General features: G+C 70.3%; 19 protein-coding genes. 7 read left to right on the forward strand and 12 right to left on the reverse strand.

Annotated elements, in window-relative coordinates:
- The first annotated feature begins 110 nt into the window (after positions 1 to 110).
- Together ACWEPL_RS01015 and ACWEPL_RS01020 are read left to right on the forward strand one after the other, a co-directional pair.
- Positions 111 to 1,895 carry an ABC transporter ATP-binding protein gene (locus ACWEPL_RS01015; RefSeq protein ID WP_363965594.1) on the forward strand — a complete coding sequence of 595 codons (1,785 nt, stop codon included), beginning with the start codon at positions 111 to 113 and terminating at the stop codon, positions 1,893 to 1,895.
- Positions 1,892 to 3,724 (forward strand): ABC transporter ATP-binding protein, encoded by a 1,833-nt coding sequence (locus ACWEPL_RS01020; RefSeq protein ID WP_452434560.1) that lies wholly within the window; start codon positions 1,892 to 1,894, stop codon positions 3,722 to 3,724. Before ACWEPL_RS01015 ends, ACWEPL_RS01020 begins: the two co-directional genes overlap by 4 nt.
- Positions 3,725 to 3,728: 4 nt before the next feature.
- On the opposite strand, the gene ACWEPL_RS01025 is transcribed toward ACWEPL_RS01020, so the two are convergent.
- The 4 genes from ACWEPL_RS01025 to ACWEPL_RS01040 form a co-directional block, all read right to left on the reverse strand.
- Positions 3,729 to 4,049, reverse strand: coding sequence for a hypothetical protein (locus tag ACWEPL_RS01025; protein ID WP_452434562.1), 321 nt, complete (start codon positions 4,047 to 4,049; stop codon positions 3,729 to 3,731).
- Positions 4,050 to 4,635: 586 nt separating this feature from the next.
- Positions 4,636 to 4,971 (reverse strand): YidH family protein, encoded by a 336-nt coding sequence (locus ACWEPL_RS01030; RefSeq protein ID WP_350722453.1) that lies wholly within the window; start codon positions 4,969 to 4,971, stop codon positions 4,636 to 4,638.
- A 17-nt stretch (positions 4,972 to 4,988) separates the two neighbouring features.
- Positions 4,989 to 5,315: a YidH family protein gene (locus ACWEPL_RS01035; RefSeq protein WP_185077672.1), complete on the reverse strand. Its 327-nt coding sequence runs from the start codon at positions 5,313 to 5,315 to the stop codon at positions 4,989 to 4,991.
- Between the two features lie 46 nt (positions 5,316 to 5,361).
- Positions 5,362 to 5,751, reverse strand: a complete 390-nt coding sequence (locus ACWEPL_RS01040) for a hypothetical protein (RefSeq protein ID WP_350722455.1) — start codon at positions 5,749 to 5,751, stop codon at positions 5,362 to 5,364.
- A 72-nt stretch (positions 5,752 to 5,823) separates the two neighbouring features.
- On the opposite strand from ACWEPL_RS01040, the gene ACWEPL_RS01045 reads away from it, so the two are divergent.
- From ACWEPL_RS01045 to ACWEPL_RS01060, 4 genes are all read left to right on the forward strand, one after another.
- The gene (locus ACWEPL_RS01045; RefSeq protein ID WP_452434565.1) at positions 5,824 to 6,411 is read left to right on the forward strand and encodes a winged helix-turn-helix domain-containing protein; all 588 of its coding nucleotides are present in this window, start codon (positions 5,824 to 5,826) and stop codon (positions 6,409 to 6,411) included.
- Complete coding sequence (locus tag ACWEPL_RS01050; RefSeq protein ID WP_452434567.1) at positions 6,404 to 7,657, forward strand: MFS transporter; 1,254 nt, start codon at positions 6,404 to 6,406, stop codon at positions 7,655 to 7,657. Before ACWEPL_RS01045 ends, ACWEPL_RS01050 begins: the two co-directional genes overlap by 8 nt.
- Before the next feature lie 96 nt (positions 7,658 to 7,753).
- Positions 7,754 to 8,671: a class A beta-lactamase gene (bla, locus tag ACWEPL_RS01055; RefSeq protein ID WP_452434569.1), complete on the forward strand. Its 918-nt coding sequence runs from the start codon at positions 7,754 to 7,756 to the stop codon at positions 8,669 to 8,671.
- A gap of 231 nt (positions 8,672 to 8,902) precedes the next feature.
- The gene (locus ACWEPL_RS01060; protein ID WP_452434570.1) at positions 8,903 to 9,337 is read left to right on the forward strand and encodes a hypothetical protein; all 435 of its coding nucleotides are present in this window, start codon (positions 8,903 to 8,905) and stop codon (positions 9,335 to 9,337) included.
- Between the two features lie 60 nt (positions 9,338 to 9,397).
- On the opposite strand, the gene ACWEPL_RS01065 is transcribed toward ACWEPL_RS01060, so the two are convergent.
- From ACWEPL_RS01065 to ACWEPL_RS01090, 6 genes are all read right to left on the reverse strand, one after another.
- Entirely contained in the window at positions 9,398 to 10,687 is a 1,290-nt protein-coding gene (locus ACWEPL_RS01065) for an ABC transporter substrate-binding protein (protein ID WP_363965604.1), read from the reverse strand.
- Positions 10,688 to 10,700: 13 nt separating this feature from the next.
- Positions 10,701 to 11,801, reverse strand: a complete 1,101-nt coding sequence (locus ACWEPL_RS01070) for a branched-chain amino acid ABC transporter permease (RefSeq protein WP_452434573.1) — start codon at positions 11,799 to 11,801, stop codon at positions 10,701 to 10,703.
- Between the two features lie 62 nt (positions 11,802 to 11,863).
- Positions 11,864 to 12,751: a branched-chain amino acid ABC transporter permease gene (locus tag ACWEPL_RS01075; protein WP_350722469.1), complete on the reverse strand. Its 888-nt coding sequence runs from the start codon at positions 12,749 to 12,751 to the stop codon at positions 11,864 to 11,866.
- Positions 12,748 to 14,568, reverse strand: a complete 1,821-nt coding sequence (locus tag ACWEPL_RS01080) for an AMP-dependent synthetase/ligase (protein ID WP_452434575.1) — start codon at positions 14,566 to 14,568, stop codon at positions 12,748 to 12,750. Before ACWEPL_RS01080 ends, ACWEPL_RS01075 begins: the two co-directional genes overlap by 4 nt.
- Positions 14,565 to 15,329: an ABC transporter ATP-binding protein gene (locus ACWEPL_RS01085; protein ID WP_452434576.1), complete on the reverse strand. Its 765-nt coding sequence runs from the start codon at positions 15,327 to 15,329 to the stop codon at positions 14,565 to 14,567. Before ACWEPL_RS01085 ends, ACWEPL_RS01080 begins: the two co-directional genes overlap by 4 nt.
- Complete coding sequence (locus tag ACWEPL_RS01090; RefSeq protein ID WP_355194710.1) at positions 15,317 to 16,078, reverse strand: ABC transporter ATP-binding protein; 762 nt, start codon at positions 16,076 to 16,078, stop codon at positions 15,317 to 15,319. Before ACWEPL_RS01090 ends, ACWEPL_RS01085 begins: the two co-directional genes overlap by 13 nt.
- 125 nt (positions 16,079 to 16,203) lie before the next feature.
- On the opposite strand from ACWEPL_RS01090, the gene ACWEPL_RS01095 reads away from it, so the two are divergent.
- A complete protein-coding gene (locus ACWEPL_RS01095; RefSeq protein ID WP_363965612.1) occupies positions 16,204 to 16,461 on the forward strand; it encodes a UBP-type zinc finger domain-containing protein in 258 nt (85 codons plus the stop codon).
- 19 nt (positions 16,462 to 16,480) lie between these two features.
- On the opposite strand, the gene ACWEPL_RS01100 is transcribed toward ACWEPL_RS01095, so the two are convergent.
- Both ACWEPL_RS01100 and ACWEPL_RS01105 read right to left on the reverse strand, forming a co-directional pair.
- The gene (locus ACWEPL_RS01100) at positions 16,481 to 18,055 is read right to left on the reverse strand and encodes a Na+/H+ antiporter (protein WP_363965614.1); all 1,575 of its coding nucleotides are present in this window, start codon (positions 18,053 to 18,055) and stop codon (positions 16,481 to 16,483) included.
- A gap of 34 nt (positions 18,056 to 18,089) precedes the next feature.
- On the reverse strand, positions 18,090 to 19,394 hold the full coding sequence (locus tag ACWEPL_RS01105; protein WP_452434578.1) for a hypothetical protein: 1,305 nt from the start codon (positions 19,392 to 19,394) through the stop codon (positions 18,090 to 18,092).
- Positions 19,395 to 19,444 lie beyond the last annotated feature (50 nt).

Below are 19,444 nucleotides of genomic sequence, written 5' to 3' on the forward strand. Positions count from 1 at the left end.
ACGGTCAGCCGAATGTGCAAGATCTTTCACTGTTTCCGCACGTCACGTACAAGAACCGCACTCTTCGGGCTACTGAAAATCGGTTGAACCCTCGTATTAGCCTAGAAGGGATGCCTCCCGATACGCACATACCTCAACGTCCCCTGCTCTCCTCCAACTCCCTGTGGCGGATGAAGTCCTACCTCCGCCCCTACGTCGTCAGATTGGTGTTCATCTGGCTGGCGGCGATCGTCGGCATCGCGGCCGGCATCGCGCTCCCGCTCATCAGCGAGAAGGTCATCGACGGCCCCGTGGCCCACGGGGACTCCGGCGCGCTGCTCCCCCTCGGGCTGCTCGCGATCGGCGTCGGCGTCGTCGAGGCCCTGCTGATCCTGCTGCGGCGGTGGGCCCAGGTGAAGCCGGTGCTCGGCCTGGAGACCGCGATCCGCGACGACCTCTACGAGCACCTGCAGCGGCTGCCCATGGGCTTCCACGGCGACTGGCAGTCCGGCCAGCTGTTATCCCGGGCCACGACCGACCTGTCGACCATCCGGCGCTTCCTCGGCTTCGGCATGCTCTTCCTGGTCATGAACATCCTGCAGCTGATCACGGTGACCGTGCTGCTGCTGAACAAGTACTGGCCGCTCGGGCTGCTGGTGCTGGCCTCGGCCGTGCCGATCGTGTGGCTGTCGCTGCGGTTCGAGAAGCGCTACATCAAGACCTCCCGCCAGGTGCAGGACGAGCAGGGCGACCTCGCCACGCTCGTCGAGGAGTCCGCCCTCGGCATCCGCACGATCAAGGCCTTCGGCCGCCGCCACTACGTCTTCGACCGCTACGACGAGGGCGCGCTCAAGGTCTACGGCACCTCCATGGACAAGGCCCGGCTGCTGGCCAAGTTCTTCGCCTTCCTCGAGATCATCCCCAACATCACGCTGGCCCTGGTGCTGCTGCTGGGCGCGCTGGCCGTCGGCACGGGCTCGCTGACGCTGGGCGCGCTGGTCGCCTTCACCACGCTGATGCTCCAGCTCGTCTGGCCGATCGCGAGCCTGGGCTACATCCTCGCCATGGCGCAGGAGGCCATGACCTCCGCCGACCGCCTCATGGAGGTCATGGACACGGTGCCCGCCATCGAGGGCGGCACGCGGACCATCGACGGGCCCCGCGGCCACCTGCGCTTCGAGGGCGTCGGGTTCCGCTTCCACGACTCCGAGGAGCCGGTGCTGCGCGACGTCTGGCTGGACGTGCGCCCCGGTGAGACGGTGGCCGTCGTGGGCGCGACCGGCTCCGGCAAGACCACGCTGACCGCCCTGGTGCCGCGGCTGATCGACCCCACCGAGGGCCGCGTCACGATCGACGGCTACGACGTGCGCGACCTGGAGCTGACCAGCCTCCGCTCGGTGGTGGCCACGGCGTTCGAGGAGCCGACGCTGTTCTCGATGAGCGTGCGGGAGAACCTCACGCTCGGCCGGCTCGACGCCACCGACGAGGAGTTGGCCGAGGCCATCCAGACCGCGCAGGCCATGTTCGTGTACGACCTGCCGTGGGGCCTCGACACCCGCATCGGCGAGCAGGGCCTGTCCCTGTCCGGCGGCCAGCGGCAGCGCCTGGCCCTGGCGCGGGCCGTGCTGAGCCATCCGCGGATCCTCGTGCTCGACGACACCCTCTCCGCGCTCGACGTGGAGACCGAGGCGCTCGTGGAGGAGGCGCTGCGGCACGTGCTGCGTGACGCGACCGGCATCGTGGTCGCCCACCGCGCCTCGACCGTGCTGCTGGCCGACAAGGTGGCGCTGCTGCGGGGCGGCACGATCACGCACGTCGGGCAGCACCACGAGCTGCTGGCCCAGGTGCCCGAATACCGCGAGCTGCTGGCCCAGGACGCCGACTTCGACGACGCCGCGGAAGGAGCGCTGCGATGACCACGACCACCACGGCGTCCTGGCGGGGCGTGTCCTCCGAGGACCAGGACGAGCTGCCGGAGAAGGTGTCCGTCCTGCTCCGGGAGCGCTCCCGGCGGCTGCTCGGCGAGCTGCTCAGGCCGTACCGGAAGAAGATCGGGCTGCTCGTCGCGATCGTCGTCGTCTCCAACGCGGCCGGGCTCTCGATCCCCTTCCTGGTCTCCATCGGGATCGACGAGGGCATCCCGCCGATCACGAGCGGGGCCGGCCCCGCGGTCCTGCTGACCGTGGTCGGGGTGATCCTGGCCGCGGCGATCACGCAGGCGCTCACGCGCCGGGCGTTCCTGACGCTGTCCGGCCAGATCGGCCAGGGCACCCTCCTCGAATTGCGCAGGAGGGTGTTCGACCACTTCCAGCGCCTGTCGCTGAGCTTCCACGAGCAGTACACCTCCGGGCGGGTCATCTCGCGGCTGACCTCGGACGTCGAGGCCATCGCGGAGCTGCTCCAGTCGGGGTTCGACGCGCTGGTCAAGGCCGTGCTGACCATGGCGGGGACGGCCGTGCTGCTGCTGGTGCTGGATTTGCACCTGGGCCTGCTGGCGCTCGTCCCGCTGCCGTTCCTGCTGCTGTTCACCCGGTGGTTCCGGACGCAATCGGCGATCGTCTACCGCCGTACGCGGGAGACGGTGGCGCTGGTGATCGTGCACTTCGTGGAGTCGATGACCGGCATCCGCGCGGTGCAGGCCTTCCGCAGGGAGCCGCGCAACCAGGAGATCTTCGAGCAGCTCAACGACGACTACCGGGGCGCGAACGCGCGCAGCATGCAGCTCGGCGCGACGTTCATGACCGGGATCAAGCTGATCGGCAACCTGACGATCGGCGGGGTGCTGCTGTACGGCGGCTGGCTGGCGGTGCAGGGCGAGGTCAAGGTCGGCGTGCTGGCCGCCTTCCTGCTCTACCTGCGCCAGTTCTACGAGCCGATGCAGGAGGTCAGCCAGTTCTACAACACCCTGCAGTCGGCCGGGGCGGCGCTGGAGAAGCTGTCGGGCGTGCTGGAGGAGGAGCCCTCCGTGCCCGAGCCGCGCGAGCCGGCCAGGCTGCCGGACGGCAGGGCGCGCGGCAAGGTGCGCTTCGAGGGCGTCAGGTTCGCCTACGTCGAGGAGATGCCGATCCTGCCCCGGCTCGACCTGACGGTCCCGGCCGGGCAGACGGTGGCGCTGGTCGGGGCGACGGGCGCGGGCAAGACGACGCTGGCCAAGCTGATCTCCCGCTTCTACGACCCCACCGACGGCCGCGTGCTGCTCGACGGCGTCGATCTGCGCACGCTCGACGAGCCGGCGCTGCGCGCGGCCGTGGTCATGGTGACGCAGGAGAACTTCCTGTTCAGCGGTACGGTCGCCGACAACATCAGGTTCGGCCGGCCCGACGCCACCGACCGGGAGGTGCGCGAGGCGGCCAAGGCCATCGGGGCGCACGAGTTCGTCTCGAGCCTGCCCGACGGCTACGACACCGAGGTGGGCAAGCGCGGCGGCCGGATGTCCGCCGGGCAGCGCCAGCTCGTCGCGTTCGCCAGGGCGTTCCTCGCCGATCCCGCCGTGCTGATCCTCGACGAGGCCACCTCCAGCCTCGACGTGCCGAGCGAGCGGCTGGTGCAGCGCGCGCTGCGCACGATCCTGGCCGACCGGACGGCACTGATCATCGCGCACCGGCTCTCGACGGTGGAGATCGCCGACCGGGTGCTGGTGATGGACCGGGGCGAGATCGTCGAGGACGGTCCGCCGGACCGGCTCATCGCGGCCTCGGGCCGGTACGCCGGGCTGCACCAGGCGTGGCTGGAGAGCCTCAGCTAGCTCCCTAGTGGTGCGCCATGGCCACGGCGTTCGCGTACAGCTCGTACCCGACGAACAGCGCCAGGGGCACCCCGAGAGCGATCAGCAACCTGCCGGGCAGGTGGGTCCGCGGCGCGGACACCCTGCCCGGCTCCGGCGTCGCCGCGGCGAGGACCGGCTCGGGCTCCGGATCGGGGGCGGGCACGAGTTCGGGATGCCGCGCCAGATACCCCCTGGGGAACGAGGTCACGTGGTACGCGCCGCAGAGCGGGCAGCAGGTGCCCGACCAGGGCGGCGGCACGGTCACTCCCGCGCTGAGCCAGAGGTCCACCTCGTTGCCGTGCACGTCTGTGAGATGTCTGACGACGAAGTTCTCTTCCCAGACATGTAAGCAACGAAGGCATTCGAAAGGCCACGTCTCGCGGGTGTCGAATCCTTCGGTCACTGGGACCACCCCCCGGCTTCTGATCGCCGTCGATCCCGAGTGTCCGCTTGACTTCGCGCGCCCGCAAGACGGGCCTTATGACACTTTCCGCTATGGAATGCTCACCAAGTGTCAGGTTAGTCGTTCGTAGATGGACTTCCGAACCGGGCTGAGCAGCGGAGTCGCGTCCGGCGTGGGGGGCTCCGCGGGCGGGATCAGCTCCGGATGCCGGGACAGGTAACCGTCCGGGAAGGTCGTGGCCTGCTGACAGCCGCACCTCGGGCACATGACGCCCCCTGGTGACGGCGGCAGCACGGGGAGCCCGCCGTGCAACCAGATCTCCCGCTCGTTTCCGTGACGGTCGTCGATGTGCCTGACGAGGTACTCCTCTTCCCATACGTGCCAGCAACCGCGGCACTCGAAAGGCACGATCCTGTGTTCTTCTTCCAACGAGGTCACCCCCTCACCTCCGAGTGTGTGCCTCCTTCTCCGGATCTGGCAACCGCGCTTACCGAATCGCCAGAACAAAGACGATGGCGCCGGCCACCACGCACATGGTGCCGAGCCAGGCGAACAGCACGTCGAGCCCCGGGTTCAGCGGCTTGCCGCCGTGCAGCGCCTCCTGCACGCGGCGGAACCGCGCGCCGGTCCTGATCAGCAGCACGGCGCCGCAGAGCGCGGCCAGCGCGAACACCACCATCGAGGCCACGGGCAGGCCGTGCCTGAGGGACAGCCCGGCCGCGCCGAGCCCGCCGGTGGCCAGCGCCACGGCCGTGCGCACCCAGGCCAGCCGGGTGCGCTCGCTCTGCAGCCCCTCGTCCCAGATCTCCTTCTCCGGGGTCACCTGATCCGGCCTCGGGCTCAGGCGGCCAGGATGATCAGCACGAGGGCGATCACGGCCACGGCCGCCACGCCGTACCCGAAGACCGCCGCGAGCGCGGGGGGCGGCAGCGGCGCCTGCTGCCGCAGGGCGCGCTGGATGTTGCGCCAGCGCGGATACGCCATGCCCGCCGCGAGCGCGGAGAGCGTCACCAGCACCACGGCCAGCGCGGTACGGATCCACGGCACGAACACGTGCTCGGGCACCGCCGCCATCGCCACCCCACCCGCACTGAGCGCCAGCGCCGTGCTCAGCCAGGTGAGGAAGGTTCGTTCATTGGCCAAGGTGAAACGCGGGTCGGGTTCCATGGGAAAAACGGTAATTCGTCCCCATTTCCCCTAGAGAAGTTGGGATTCAGCCAGTACAGGCCTTGGCCACCTTCTCGGCATAGGCCGCGCTCTCGGTGAGAACCTTCTGGGTGGCGTCCACGGCGTCGTTGACGTTGGTGACGTTGATACCGCTCAGCGTCTTGGCCAGGTCGTCGGAGGCTTCCTTGATCGTGGTGTTGGCGGCCTTGTCGGCCACGTCGTTGAGCTTGGTGGCGGCGTCGTCGAGGGCCTTGTCCATGGCCTTGGGATCGTCGGCGAGCGTCTTGAGCTGGGCACCCAGGTCGGCGACGATCTTCGGGGCTTCGAGGCACGCTTGGGCCTTGTCGATGGTGCTGTTGACCTCACCGCATCCGGCGGCGAAGACACAGACGGCGAAGGCGGCCAGGGGCACGAATCGGCTCTTGAGGAGTCGCATACCTCGACCCTACCCAACGCATTCCAAAGGTTCCCTTGACATCTCCGCCGACGGGCGCCCAAGATTCCAAGCATGTCTTTGGAATCCTCGCGGCGACGGCTCAGCGACCCGGCCGCGATGCGGGCGTTCGCGCACCCGGTGCGGCTGGCGCTGCACGAGCTGCTGCTGAGGGCGGGCGCGATGACCGCCGCCGACGCCGCGCGGGAGGTGGGCATCAGCCAGGCGCTGGCCTCGTACCATCTGCGGCAGCTGGCCAAGTACGGCTTCGTGGAGCAGGCGGCGGCGCGCGACGAGCGCGAGCGGCCGTGGAAGGCGACCGAGACCCTCCAGGAGTGGGACGACGACGCGGCCGGGCCGGAGCAGGCGGCCGCCCGGAGCCTGCTGGAGCAGGTGATCGCCGAGCGCGCGCTGTCACGCCTGGCCGAGTGGCAGCAGCATCGCGGGGACGAGCCCGAACCGTGGCGGGGGGTGGGCGGTCTGGGCAACCTGTACCTCTACGCCACGGCGGAGGAGGTGACGGCGCTGGGCGTGGCGGTGGCGAAGCTGCTCGGGCCGCTGATGGCCCGCGTCGACGACCCCTCGGCCCGTCCCGCCGGCGCCCGGCCCGTGCTGGTGACGCAACTGGTCGTCCCCCTGCCACCCACGGGCTCCGGTGACTGAGCCCCGCCCCGCCGGCGGGGTCCGCGCATCGGACGGCACCCGCGACGAGGGGGGCGGGGTTCGCGCGCTGTTGGCCGGTAACCGGGACTACCGGCGCCTGCTCCTCGCCGGGCTGATCTCGCAGACCGGCGACTGGGTGATCAGCACCGGGCTGGCGTTCCACGTCTACCGCCTCACGGGCTCCACCCTGTCCACCGCGATCATGCTGCTGGTCTCGCGGTTGCCCGACGTCGTGCTCGGGTCACTGGCCGGGGTGCTGGCCGACCGGTGGGATCGCCGCCGGGTGCTGGTCGTCACCGACGTGCTGCTCGCGCTCGGCCTGCTGCCGCTGCTGGCCGTACGCGGGCCGGGCCAGGTGTGGATCGTGTACGCCGTCGCGCTGTGGACCGGCGTCCTGAGCACCGTGCTCGCTCCCGCGCAGAAGGCCCTCGTGCCGCGGATCGTGGCGGAGTCGCAGCTCGTACGGGCCAACGCCCTGCACGGCCAGACCGGCCAGGCCGCCCGCCTGCTGGGCGCGATGCTGGGCGGGCTCGCCGTCAGCGCCGGAGGGCTCGCCGCGGTCGTGCTGATCGACGTGGCCAGTTTCCTGGTCTCCGCGGCCCTGCAGGCCACCCTCCGGCCGCCCGGACGCCCGGCGAGGACGGCGACGATGGGCGGGCAGTGGGTCGCCGGGCTCCGCCTGGCCATGGGGGACGCGGGCGTCCGCCTGCTGGTGGCGTACATGATGATCACGGGGCTGGGCGAGGGGATCTTCGCCACGCTCGCCGCGCCCTTCGTGAGCGACGTGCTCGGCGGCGCGGGCGACGCCTACGGGCTGTTCCTGTCGGTGCAGGCGGTCGGCGGGATCCTGGGCGGGCTCGTCGTGGCGCTCCGTCCGGGGCGCGCCGACCCGCGGGTGCTGCTGGGCGGGGCGACGGTCGTCTTCGGGCTGGTGGACCTGGCCCTGTTCACCTACCCGCTGGCCGTGCCCGCGCTGTGGCCGGCGCTGGCGCTGATCGGGCTGGCCGGGGTGCCCGCGGCGGCCGCGACGGCGGGGTTCGCCACGCTGGCCCAGAACGTCGCCGGCGACGACCGGCGGGGAAGCGTGTTCGGCGTCCTGGGCAGCGCCCACGCGGCCACCGCGCTGGGCGGCATGGGGCTGGCGGGGGTGCTCGGCGGGGTGGCAGGGGTCGTGCCCGCGTTGTGCGTGCACGCGGCCGGGCTGATCGTCGCCGGAATCATGGTTCTGACCTGCGCTCATTTGTGAACCGATATCGAGTTCTTCGCGATATCGCTATTAGACACGTGGTGATCGCATCTGCTTTGCTCCTTGCCCATTGACGGACGACCGCAAGGACAAAGCATGCGAAACCGCCGCTTCACGGCAGCAGCCACCCTGACCATCTCCTTCCTGACGGGCGGGGCCCTCCCGGCGGGCGCGGCCTCGGCCACGAGCTCCGTGCAGGCGCTCTCGGGCGAGGCCCAGGCCCGCAAGGAGCTGCGCGCGCTGGAGGCGTCGTTCAAGGGGCGCATCGGCGCGTACGCCATCGACACCGCCACCGGCAGGACGATCGGCTACCGGTCGAACGAGCGGTTCCCGCTGCTGTCCACGTTCAAGGCGATGGCCTGCGCGGCCGTGCTGCACAAGGCGCGCACCTCCGACCCCGGGCTGATGGAGAAGGTCGTGCGCTGGACGGCCGACGACCTCAAGCCGAACTCCCCCACCACCGAGAAGCACGTGGAGGACGGCCTGACCGTCAACCAGCTGTGCGAGGCGACCATCACCCTGAGCGACAACACCGCGGGCAACATGGTGCTCAAGCAGATCGGCGGGCCGGCCGGCCTGACGCGGTACTTCCGCACGCTGAAGGACCCGATCTCCCGCCTGGACCGCTGGGAGACCGAGCTGAACGACTGGACGCCCAAGGAGAAGCGCGACACCACGACGCCCGCGTCCATCGCCCGCGACCTGCGCGCGGTCACGGCCGGGAACGCGCTCACCGCCAAGGACCGGGAGCAGCTCAACGCCTGGATGATCGCGACCGAGACCGGTGACGCCCGCATCCGCGCCGGGCTGCCGAAGACCTGGACGATCGGCGACAAGACCGGCACCAACTCGGCTTTCGGCGGAGGGAACGACATCGCGGTCATCTGGCCCAAGAAGGGCGCGTCTCCCATCATCATGGCCATTTACACGAATCGCGCGGCGGGCGAGACCGGCGACGACACGGCCATCGCCCGCACGGCCACCATCCTGGCCCGCGGCCTCGGCAAGCTCTGACGACCAGCGATTTCGATACCCCATTCGCACCCGCGCTTAACCTGAAAATAATTCTCGCCGATTCAGGAGGATAATTCCGAACTTAAGGTGCTACTTGCCCTCCGACCAGGGGAATCTTCATTCGATTCCGCTTACGATCGCCAATTGAAGGGGTATCCTCGTGGCAAAGAAAGCGGGACCGGAGATCACTACCATCCCCGGTCCCTTACCTCTAAGGTAAGGGAGATCAACATGACCTTCAAGGGGCTCTGCACCGAGTTGGACAACGAGTTCATCCGGCTCCGGGCGGACCAGGCGGAGCTCGGGCAGCAGCTCACCGAGCGGATCAACGGCGTGGCCAACCACGTCAAGATCCTCGACGCGAAGGTGACCGGACTGGACGCCAAGGTCACCGTCATCGACGAGAGGGTCACCGCCCTCGACACCAAGGTCACCGTCATCGACGAGAGGGTCACCGCCCTCGACACCAAGGTCACCGTCCTCGACGAGAGGGTCACGGCCCTCGACGCCAAGATCGACACGAAGTTCGAGGAGATCGACGCCCGGTTCGAGTCCATCGACGCCCGGTTCGAGACCATGGACGGCAAGATCAACAATCTGCAGGGCAACCAGAACGAGATGATGAACATCCTCATCGACATCCAGCGCAAGGTCAGCGCCAACTAGCGCCCGACCCGCCGTGAAAGGGCGGACTCGTGAAACACACGGGTCCGCCCTTCGCGTTCGCTAGAGCTTGTTGTAGCAAGGACCGTCGAAGGTGTACCCCTGCGCCGTCGGCCCCGTGAAGAAGTCCTTGACGATCGTCACGCCCGTCGGCGCCTGCTCGTCGACCTTGTTGATCAGCGTCTGCCTGAACACCGCGGCACTCGACGCGTCCGCGTAGTTGCCCGCCTCCGGCGGGAGCATGCCCTCGTAGTCCACCGTCCTCAGCGTCTTGACGGCCGCCAGCAGCCCCTTGCGGCTCACGTCCCCGCCGGCCACCATCGCGTCCAGGGCCGCCTTCATCGGGTACGCCCAGGCCCAGCCCGAGGTGTACCCGTCGTTGGGCGTCACGCCGGGCAGGGCGTCGCGCATCGCCTTGTGCCCCGGGGTGTCGGCGCCCCATGGCTTGCCCGGGGCCGACTGCTCGTACAGGGCCTTGAGGGCGGGGGCGGCGGGGGACTTCAGCAGGGCCGGGTTCCAGGTGGGGCCGGTGCCGATGAAGCGGCCCTTGTAGCCGGCCGCGGCCGCCTGGCCGATGATCGTGGCGGCGTCTGCCGGGCCGGTGGTGAGGATGACCAGGTCGGGCTTGTTCTTGGTGATCTCGGTGATGGCCCGGCCCTGCTCGGTGGCGCCCGAGGGGGTCTCGACGTTGGTGAACTTCAGGCCGTTGCGCTCGGCGGCGATCTTGGCGCCGGCGGCGGCGTCCGCGCCGTAGTCGCCGGCCAGGTGGACGGCCATGACCGACTTCGGCTTGTACGTGTCCATCGCGTAGTCCACGGAGTTCATGGCCTCGACGCAGTAGTTGGAGCCGCTCTCGATCATGACGTCCTCGAACTCCCAGGCCGAGGTCCACGAGGCGGGGGCGGCGACGACGCTGTTGGTTTTGAGGTCGCCGAGGATGGCGGCGGTCGTGGGCGAGCCGAGCGTCTGGGCCAGCGCGAGCACGTGGTCCTTGATCTCGTTGTAGACCTGGCGGTGCACCTCCGGGTTGTACTTGTTGTCCCGTACGTACTTGGTGACGTCGACCTCGTACTTGCCGCCGATGCCGCCGGCCTTGTTGACGCGGGCCCAGAACGCCTTCTGGGCGTCGGTGATCGGCACGGCCAGCGCGGCGAAGGGGCCGGAGGTCAGGTCGGAGATCGTACCGAGGTAGATGCAGCCCTTCTTGGCGTCCACCGCGGTGGGACAGGGTGCGGTGGTGACACCTGGAGCCTGGGCGCCGCCCTTGCTGCCCTCGTCGTCCCCCCGGAAGACGCCGCACGCGGACAGAAGGGCCACTATCGCGATAAATCCCGCTGCATAGCGACTCTTCATGAAAAATCACCTTCTAGTAGGAGAAAGGCCATGACTTCCAGTAGTTGCGGACCCGAATCCACAGGCCGAACAGGCCCCGTGGCTCGAAGATCAGGAACACCACGATGAGCAGCCCGTACAGCACGGTCTCGACCTGGAACACGTTCGGCGTCAGCGTGGTGTCCGCGCTCACGAACGGCACCAGCGCCGGCAGCGCCCTGGTCAGCGGCTGCAGCAGCGAGATGAACAGCGCCCCCGCGATCGACCCCGACACGGTGGCCACGCCGCCGATCAGCACCATCGCGATGAACTGCACCGACAGCAGCAGGCTGAACGACCCGGGCTCGACGTAGCCGGAGATCGTGTAGAGCAGGCCCCCGGCGCAGCCCGCGTAGAACGACGAGATGCCGAAGGCCAGGACCTTGTAGCGGGTGAGCGGCACCCCGATGACCTCGGCCGCGATGTCCCGGTCGCGGATGGCGGCGAAGGCGCGGCCGACGCGCGAGCGGGCCAGGTTGCGGGCCGCCAGGGCGAAGACGACGAGCACCGCCAGCATGAGCACGTACAGCGACTGCTCCCTGGTGCCGAGCGGCCCGTCCTGGTCGAGGCGCACGCCGAAGAGCTGCGGGACCGCCGCCTCGCGCCCGACCCCGGGCCCGCCGGTGAGGTCCTGCCACTCCTTGAAGACGTGCTCGCCGAGGAACACCAGCCCGAGCGTGACGACGGCCAGGTAGAGGCCGCGCAGGCGGGTGGCCAGGGGCGCGACCAGCACCCCGGCCACGGCGGCGACGAGTCCTGCCGCGGGCAGCCAGATCCAGATCTCCGCGAGGCCGAAGCCGATGCGCTCGCCGTCCACGGGCCCGGACACGGCGGCGGCGGTGTAGGCGCCGATGGCGACGAAGAACGCGTGGCCGAGCGAGACCTGCCCCGCGTAGCCGGTGACGATGTTGAGGCCGATGGCGCCGATGGCCAGCGCGTACGCGCCCGCCAGCACCTCCAGCGACCGGTCCTGCAGCAGCACCGCCAGCCCGAACGCCAGCAGCACCAGCAGCCCCGTCCACACCCGCTTCGCCGGGGTGTCGAGCAGCGCCATGTCCTGGGCGTAGGAGGTGTAGAGCAGCGGCCGCCCGCGCACCCGGCGAGACCGTCCGGTCGGTATGTCAGGAACGGCGGAGCGCGCCGCGGATCGCGTGCCGGTCATACCCGCTCGACCTCCCGGGTCCCGAACAGGCCATAGGGCCTGACCAGCAGGACGATCAACATCACCACGTACGGCGACACGACCGCGAAGTTCTGCCCCAGCCAGGGCGCGAACTCCCCCTGGTACGACTGGAACAGCGACTCCACGACCCCGACCACCAGCCCGCCCACGACCGCGCCGCCGAGCGAGTCGAGCCCGCCCACGATGATCGCCGGCAGCGCCTTCAACGCGACCACCCAGGTGAGCTGCTCGATCCCCTGCCCGGTCCCGACGAACATCCCGGCCACGGCCGCCAGGAACCCGGCCAGCGCCCACGACAGCGCGAACACGGCCCCCACCGAGACCCCCTGCGCCAGGGCGGTCTCCTGGTCGAACGCCGCCGCCCGCATCGCCAGCCCGTACCTCGTGTAACGGAAGAACGCGAACAGCAGCGCCACCAGCACCGCCGTGACCAGCAGCATGGCCAGCCAGCGCCGCTGCACGACCAGCGACCCGAGCGACACCTGCGTGAACCCCCACGGGTCCCCGACCTGCCGCACGTCCCGGCCGATGAAGCCGTTCACCACCACCCGTACCACCACGTCGATGCCGAGCGTGATGATCGCCACGACGAACACCGGCCGCCCCACCATGGGCCTGATCGCGACCCGCTCGATCCCGAGCGCCACCAGGGCGATGAGCAGTGCCGACAGCAGGACGGCGGCGTAGAAGCCGGTCACCTCGGCCAGATAGCTCACCGCGACGGCCCCGGCCAGCATCAGCGCGGGCTGCGCGAAGCTGATCACCCGCGTGGCCTTGTAGATGATCACGAACCCGAGCGCGAGCAGCGCGTACACCGAGCCGTTCCCCAGGCCCCTGATCACGGTCTCGAGCAGCCCCTTCACCGGGCGTACATCCCTTCCACCAGGTCCTCGAAGAGCTTGGCGACGGAGGCGCGCTTGACCTTCTGCGTGGCGGTCAGCTCGCCGTCCTCGTGGTCGAGCTCCTTGGGCAGGAACGTGAACCGCCGCACCTGCTCGACCCGGGCGAAGCGGGTGTTCACCTCGTCCACGATCCCCCGGACCAGCTCCCGCGTCTCCGGCTTCTCCGACAGATCCCGATAGGTCGTGTACGGCAGCCCGCGCCGCCGCGCCCACTCCCCCACCGTGTCCGGCTCGATCCCGATGAGCGCCACCAGGTACGGCCGCCGGTCCCCGATCACGATGGCTTCCTTCAGGTACGGCGACGCCTTCAGCGCGTTCTCGATCTCGCTGGGCGCGACGTTCTTGCCGCCGGCCGTGATGATGATGTCCTTCATCCTGTCGGTGAGCCGCACGTGCGTGCCCTCGACGAACTCGCCCACGTCCCCGGTGTGCAGCCAGCCGTCCTCGTCCAGCACGTCGGCCGTGGCCCGCGGGTTGCGCCAGTAGCCGGCGAAGTTCCCCGGATGCCGGGTCATGATCTCGCCGGTGGCCTCGTCGATCCTCAGCTCGACGCCGGGGTGCGGCTCGCCGACCGTGCCCAGGCGCACCCTGCCGGGCCGGTTGGCGGTGGCGATGGCGGTGTTCTCGCTCATCCCGTACACCTCGTGCATGGGGATGCCGATCCCCATGTAGAACTTGAGCACGCCGGGCGCGATCGGCGCGGCCCCCGATGCCGCGTACCTGACCCGCCGCATCCCGAGCCGCTCGCGCAGCGAGCGGTAGCAGAACACCCAGCCCACCCCGTACGCCAGCCGCGTCCCGAACGTGTGCCGGCCGCCCGTGCGCACCAGCGCGTCGCCGATCCGGTCGGCCACCCGCAGCCAGAACCGGGTCACCGCCCGCTTGACCGGCGAGGCCGACTCCAGCCGGATGTCGACCTGGGCCAGGACCTTCTCCCAGATCCGCGGCACCCCGAACAGGATCGTCGGCTGCACCTCGCGCAGGTTGGCCTGCACGGTGTCGACGGACTCGGCGAAGTTCACCTGCACGCCGGCGGCCGAGTTGAACCACACGGTGAACGCCCGCTCGGCCACGTGGCACAGCGGCAGGTAGGACAGCGCCAGGTCGCGTTCGGAGGGCGGCGGGGAGGTGAAGCCGCCGCCCAGGACGAGCGTGCTGATCGCGAACTCCACGTTCCCGACCGTGAGCATGACGCCCTTGGGCGGGCCCGTGGTGCCCGAGGTGTAGATGAGCGCCATCACGTCGCCGGGCTCGGCCTCGGCCATGCGGCGCTCCACGGCGTCAGGGTGCCCGGCGCGGTGCTCGGCCCCGAGGGCGAGCAGTTCGGGCCAGGACATCAGGACGTCGTCGTCGTAGCGGCCGCGGATGCCGCGCGGCTCCAGGTAGACGATGCGCCGCAGCTCGGGGCACTCGTCGAGGACCTTGAGCGCCTTGTCCACCTGCTCCTGGTCCTCGGCGATGAGGATCTTCGCACCGGAGTCCGCGAGGAGGTAGGCGACCTCGGCGGGCGGGTTCGTGGGGTAGAGGCCGACGGTGACGCCCCGGACGGCGACCGTGCCGAGATCGCCGTAGAGCCATTCGGGGCGGTTCTCGGAGTGGACGGCGACGCGGTCCCCGGGCTCGACGCCGAGGGCGAGCAGGGCGTGGGCGACGAGCTCCACCTGGGTCCAGTACGCGGCCCAGGTGACCTCCCGCCAGATGCCCAGGTCCTTGTGCCGCATGGCGACCGCGCCGGGGGTGCCGCGGGCACGGTCCCGCACCCTGGTGACGATGCTCATGCCGCTCCTCCCAGGTACGCCTCGATGACCTTGGGGTCCCGCTGGACCTCGGCCGGGGTGCCGAGCGCGACCGGGCGGCCGAAGTCGAGCACGAGCACCCGGTCGGCCAGGTCCATCACCAGACCCATGTCGTGGTCCACGAGGACGACCGGAATGCCCAGCTCATCCCGGATGTCCAGCACGAACCTGGCCATGTCCTCGGTCTCCTCCAGGTTCATGCCGGCCACCGGCTCGTCCAGCAGGAGCAGCCGGGGCTCCATGGCCAGCGCCCGGCCCAGCTCGACCCGCTTCTGGATCCCGTACGGCAGCAGCCGCACGGGATGGCGCCGCCAGGCCTCGAGTTCGAGGAAGTCGATGATGTCCTCGACCTGGGCGCGGGCGGCCAGCTCCGCGCGCCTGGCCCGCCCGTACCAGAGCAGCGCGGCCAGGGCGCCGTAGCGGAAGTGGTGGTGGCGGCCGAGCATGAGGTTGTCCAGGACGGTCAGGTTGTGGAACAGCTCGACGTTCTGGAACGTCCTGGCCAGGCCCATGGCGGCGATCTCGTGCGGCCGTTTCGGCAGCAGGTCCTCGCCCAGGAACGTGACCCGGCCGCGCTGGGGCCGGTAGACCCCCGAGAGCACGTTGAAGATCGAGGTCTTGCCCGCGCCGTTCGGCCCGATGATCGCCAGCAGCTCGGCCTGCCGGACCTCGAACGAGACACCGTCGACGGCCTTGACGCCGGCGAAGCTCAGGTGCACGTCCTCGAACGTCAGGAGAGCCATCGTTTCCTCCGCTTGTAGTGCTTGACCTCGCGGAAGGACCTGACGGCCCCCAGGTAGAACTCCTTGATGTCCTCGTCGGCGAGCAGTTCGCCGGACGGCTTGTCCATCACGACCTTGCCGGTCTCCATGACGTAGCCGTGGGAGGCGATGGACAGGGCCATCGTGGCGTTCTGCTCGACCAGCAGGACCGTGGTGCCCTGGCGGTTGATCTCGACGATGAGGTCGCGCACCTGGGCGACCAGCGACGGCGCCAGGCCCAGGCTGGGCTCGTCCAGCAGCAGGTACTTCGGCCCGGCCATGAGGGCGCGGCCGACGGCCAGCATCTGCTGCTCGCCGCCCGACAGGTAGCCGGACACGCTCCTGCGCCGCTCCCGCAGCAGCGGGAACAGGCCGTAGACGCGGTCCAGGTGGGACTCGGCCGCCGTGTGGCCGCCGACCTTGAGGTTCTCCTCGACGGTCAGCTCGGCGAGGATGCGGCGGCCCTCCATCACCTGGCTGACCCCGCGCCGGACGATCTGGGCGGGTCTGAGATGGTGGATGGGCTCGCCCTCCAGCGTCACGCTGCCCTTGGTGATCTCGCCGTCGTGCACGTCGAGCAGCCCGGACACGGCACGGAGCAAGGTCGTCTTGCCCGCGCCGTTCGCGCCGAGCAGCGCCACGATCGCCCCAGGCGGCACGCTGAGGCTGACGCCGCGCAGCACGAGCATCACGTCGTCGTAGACGACTTCGAGGTTGCGGACCTCCAGCACACCCGACTCCTCGGGATGGTGTGGCGTATGTCACTCCCTGATGAGCACAATGTCCACGCTTGCCCGGCGGCCGACAAGAGGGGTGGGCGAAATTTGATCGTGCTGCTGGTCCTAGGATTTCTTCTATGGCAATTTGCGAGCATCTTTCCCAGGCGGACGATCCGGCCCCGAAGACGCCGGAGGGCTGCGAGGAGTGCCTCGCCGTCGGGGGCCGCTGGGTGCACCTGCGGCGCTGTCTGGAGTGCGGTCACATCGGGTGCTGCGACTCCTCACCGGCCAAGCACGCCACCCAGCACTACCACGAGACGGCCCACCCGGTGATCCAGTCCTACGAACGCGGCGAGGACTGGCGCTGGTGCTTCGTCGACAGCGCGATGGGCTGAGCGGCGCGGCTCTTCCCGGCTAGCGCTCCAGGATCGCCTCCTCGAAGTCGAGCTGCGCCATCACGTCGCGCATCACCTCGTCGTCGAGGCGGCGTTCGTCGCGCAGCCGGACGAAGACCTGCCGCTCGGCCTGGAGCATGTCACGGCGCAGGCGGCGGTAGAGGGCGCTGGGGGTCTCAGCGCCACCCTGCCCCGTGCCGCCGCCCAGCCGCTCCCAGGCGCTCAGCGAGCGGCGCCAGGACTTCTCTCTGAGCTGGTCGATGACCTGCTTCTGGATCTCGTCGGGCTCGCCCTGCTCGGCGATGAGCCGCGTGAGCTCCTCGAGGCCGGCCTCCAGCGCGGCCTGCTGGGCCGCCGCCTCGGCCAGGCGGTCTTCGTACTGCTCCTGCTCGCTCGACACGCGCAGCCGCCTGATCAGCGCGGGGAACGTGGTGCCCTGGATGAGCAGCGTGCCGATCACGGTCGTGAACGTCAGGAACAGCAGCATCGCGCGGTCCCGCGCGGGGATGTCCGGCGGGAGGGCGAAGGCCGCCGCCAGCGACACCACGCCGCGCATGCCGGCCCAGCCGAGGATCACCGTCTGCGGGCCGGTGGGCACGTTGCTCCTGCGCAGGAGCTTCATCAGGCGCGTCACCACGAACAGCCACACGAACCTGCTGACGATCGTCACCGCCAGCACGGCGGCGGCGTAGCCCGCGACCGCCCACGGGTCGTAGCCGGAGATGCCCTGGATGACGGTCGTGAGCTGCAGCCCGATCAGGGCGAACACCACCGCCTCCAGGAAGAAGTCGGTGACCTTCCACACGGCGTCGGACACCAGGCGGGTGCCGAACCCCTGCAGGTGCATGCGGTTGCCCAGATAGAGGCCGACGATCACGACCGCGATCACGCCCGAGGCATGCACGCTCTCCGCCGCGAGGTAGGTGGCGAACGGGATCAGCAGCATCAGCGTGTTCTCGACCAGGGAGTCTCGCGTGTGCCTGAACAACCAGGCCATCGCGAACGCCACCACCAGCCCGATCGCCACGCCGCCCGCCGCGGCGAGCGCGAAGTCGCCGAGGCCGTGCCACATGTCGAAGGTGCCGCCCAGCGCGGCCCCGACGGCGACCCGGTAGAGCGTGAGCGCCGTGGCGTCGTTGAACAGGCTCTCGCCGACCAGGATCGTCAGTGCCCTGCGCGGCAGGCCCAGCCGGCGGCCGACCGCGACGGCGGCCACGGCGTCGGGCGGCGCGATGATCGCGCCCAGCGCGAACGCCAGCGCGAGCGGGAGCTGCGGCAGCAGCAGGTGGACGACCAGCCCGACGGCGGCGGTGGTGAACAGCACGAGCCCGATCGACAGCAGGGCCACGGCCCGCTTGACGTCACGCAGGCGCAGGTAGGAGCTGTCGAACGCGGCGGAGTAGAGGAGCGGCGGCAGGAACACGTACAGCACGAGCTCGGGCTGCAGCGGCACCGCCGGCACCAGCGGCGACACCAGCAGGCCGGCGGCCACCAGCAGGAGGGGGGCGGGCCAGCCCTTGCGCCGGGCGACGGCCGCGACGCCGATGGCGCCGCCCGCCACCAGCAGCAGTTGCAGGCCCATGGTCGGGTTCACGGGAGGAGCGTACCTGGCCCCCGGACCCGGCGTGTCACCACTCCCTGCGGTCGCTCCGCTCGTGGTAGTCCGGCTGCTCGCCGGGCCGCAGGCGTTCGCCGGTGGAGAACATGGGGTCCACGACGTACGGGCGGGACAGCGCGTCGGGCTGCTGGTGCTCCTGGCGGCCCATGGACATCAGCGGGTCCACCGGGTTCGGCGCGGGACTCTGCTGGTAGGCGGCGTAGTCGTCGCGGACGGGCTGCGGGGCGGGACGGCGCCGGCCCGCGCCCGGGATGCCGTGCATGGGGGTCCCCAGGCCCGCGGCGGCCGGGGCCTGAGGCGGTGGCGGCGGTTGCTGCTGCTGGTAGGCGTAAGGATCGGCCGGGTAGGGGTCGTTCTGGTACGGGTCGTTCTGATAAAGGTCGGGCCGGTGCTGGGGCTGCTGAGGAGGGGCCGGCTGGTGCTGGGGCGGCTGGTGGGGCGCGGCCGCCTGGGAGGGGAAGCCGAGCGGGTCGGTGCTCAGCGGCGCCGGGCGGCGCTGGTCGCCGGGCATCTGGTAGACGGGCTCGTTGTCGATGTACTGGGGACCCATGAAGGGGTCGGCCTGGGCGGCGGGGCCGCCGTACTGCTGCGGCTCGGCGGCGTACTGCGGGCCGCTGTAGGCGTCACCGTTGTACTGCGGACCGCTGAGCGGGTCGCCGCTGTACTGCGGGCCGCTGAGGGGATCGCCGGTGTACTGGGGCCCGCTGAAGGGGTCGCCGGCGTACTGCGGGCCGCTGAGCGGGTCGCCGGTGTAGCGCTGTTGCGGGGCCGTCGTCTCCACGTACTGGGGGCCGGTGAAGGGGGCCCGCTCGCCGTAGGCGTCCCTCGGAGCCTCGCCGTAGGCGTCCCTGGGCGCCTCCCCGTACGCGGGGGGCATGGTGTCCCTGGGGGCCGTGGTCTCGCCGTACGAGGCGACCAGCTTGTCCTGGCGGGCCGGAGGGGCGCCCCTGGCCACGAGGACGTCGTTGGGCGACAGGGCGGCCGTGGGCCGCTCTTCGGGTTGGTGCTGCGGCGGCTGCTGGACGGGTGGGGTCGGCCGCTGGTACTGACCGGTGCCGGGCATGACCTCGGTGCCCGGGTCGTGCGCGGGCACGGCGGGCTGCTCGCCCGTGGCCTCGGCGAAACCCTCGTCGAGAGTGTCGAGCAGGCGCCCGACGTCCTCCATCGGCATGCGGAAGCTCGCGGTGCACATCTCGCCGCGCCAGAGGCTCAGGACCAGCGTGCCCTCATGCCACGTGACGCGGAGACACCGCTCCTGACCTCGCGCATCGAAGAACACTTCGCCGAACGACGGCAACGGGACAACTTCCGACATGGCAGACATACTGCTTTAACCAGCCTTTTCCCGTCCACTCAACCCCGGAA

This window comes from Nonomuraea sp. NPDC004186 (assembly GCF_053603495.1).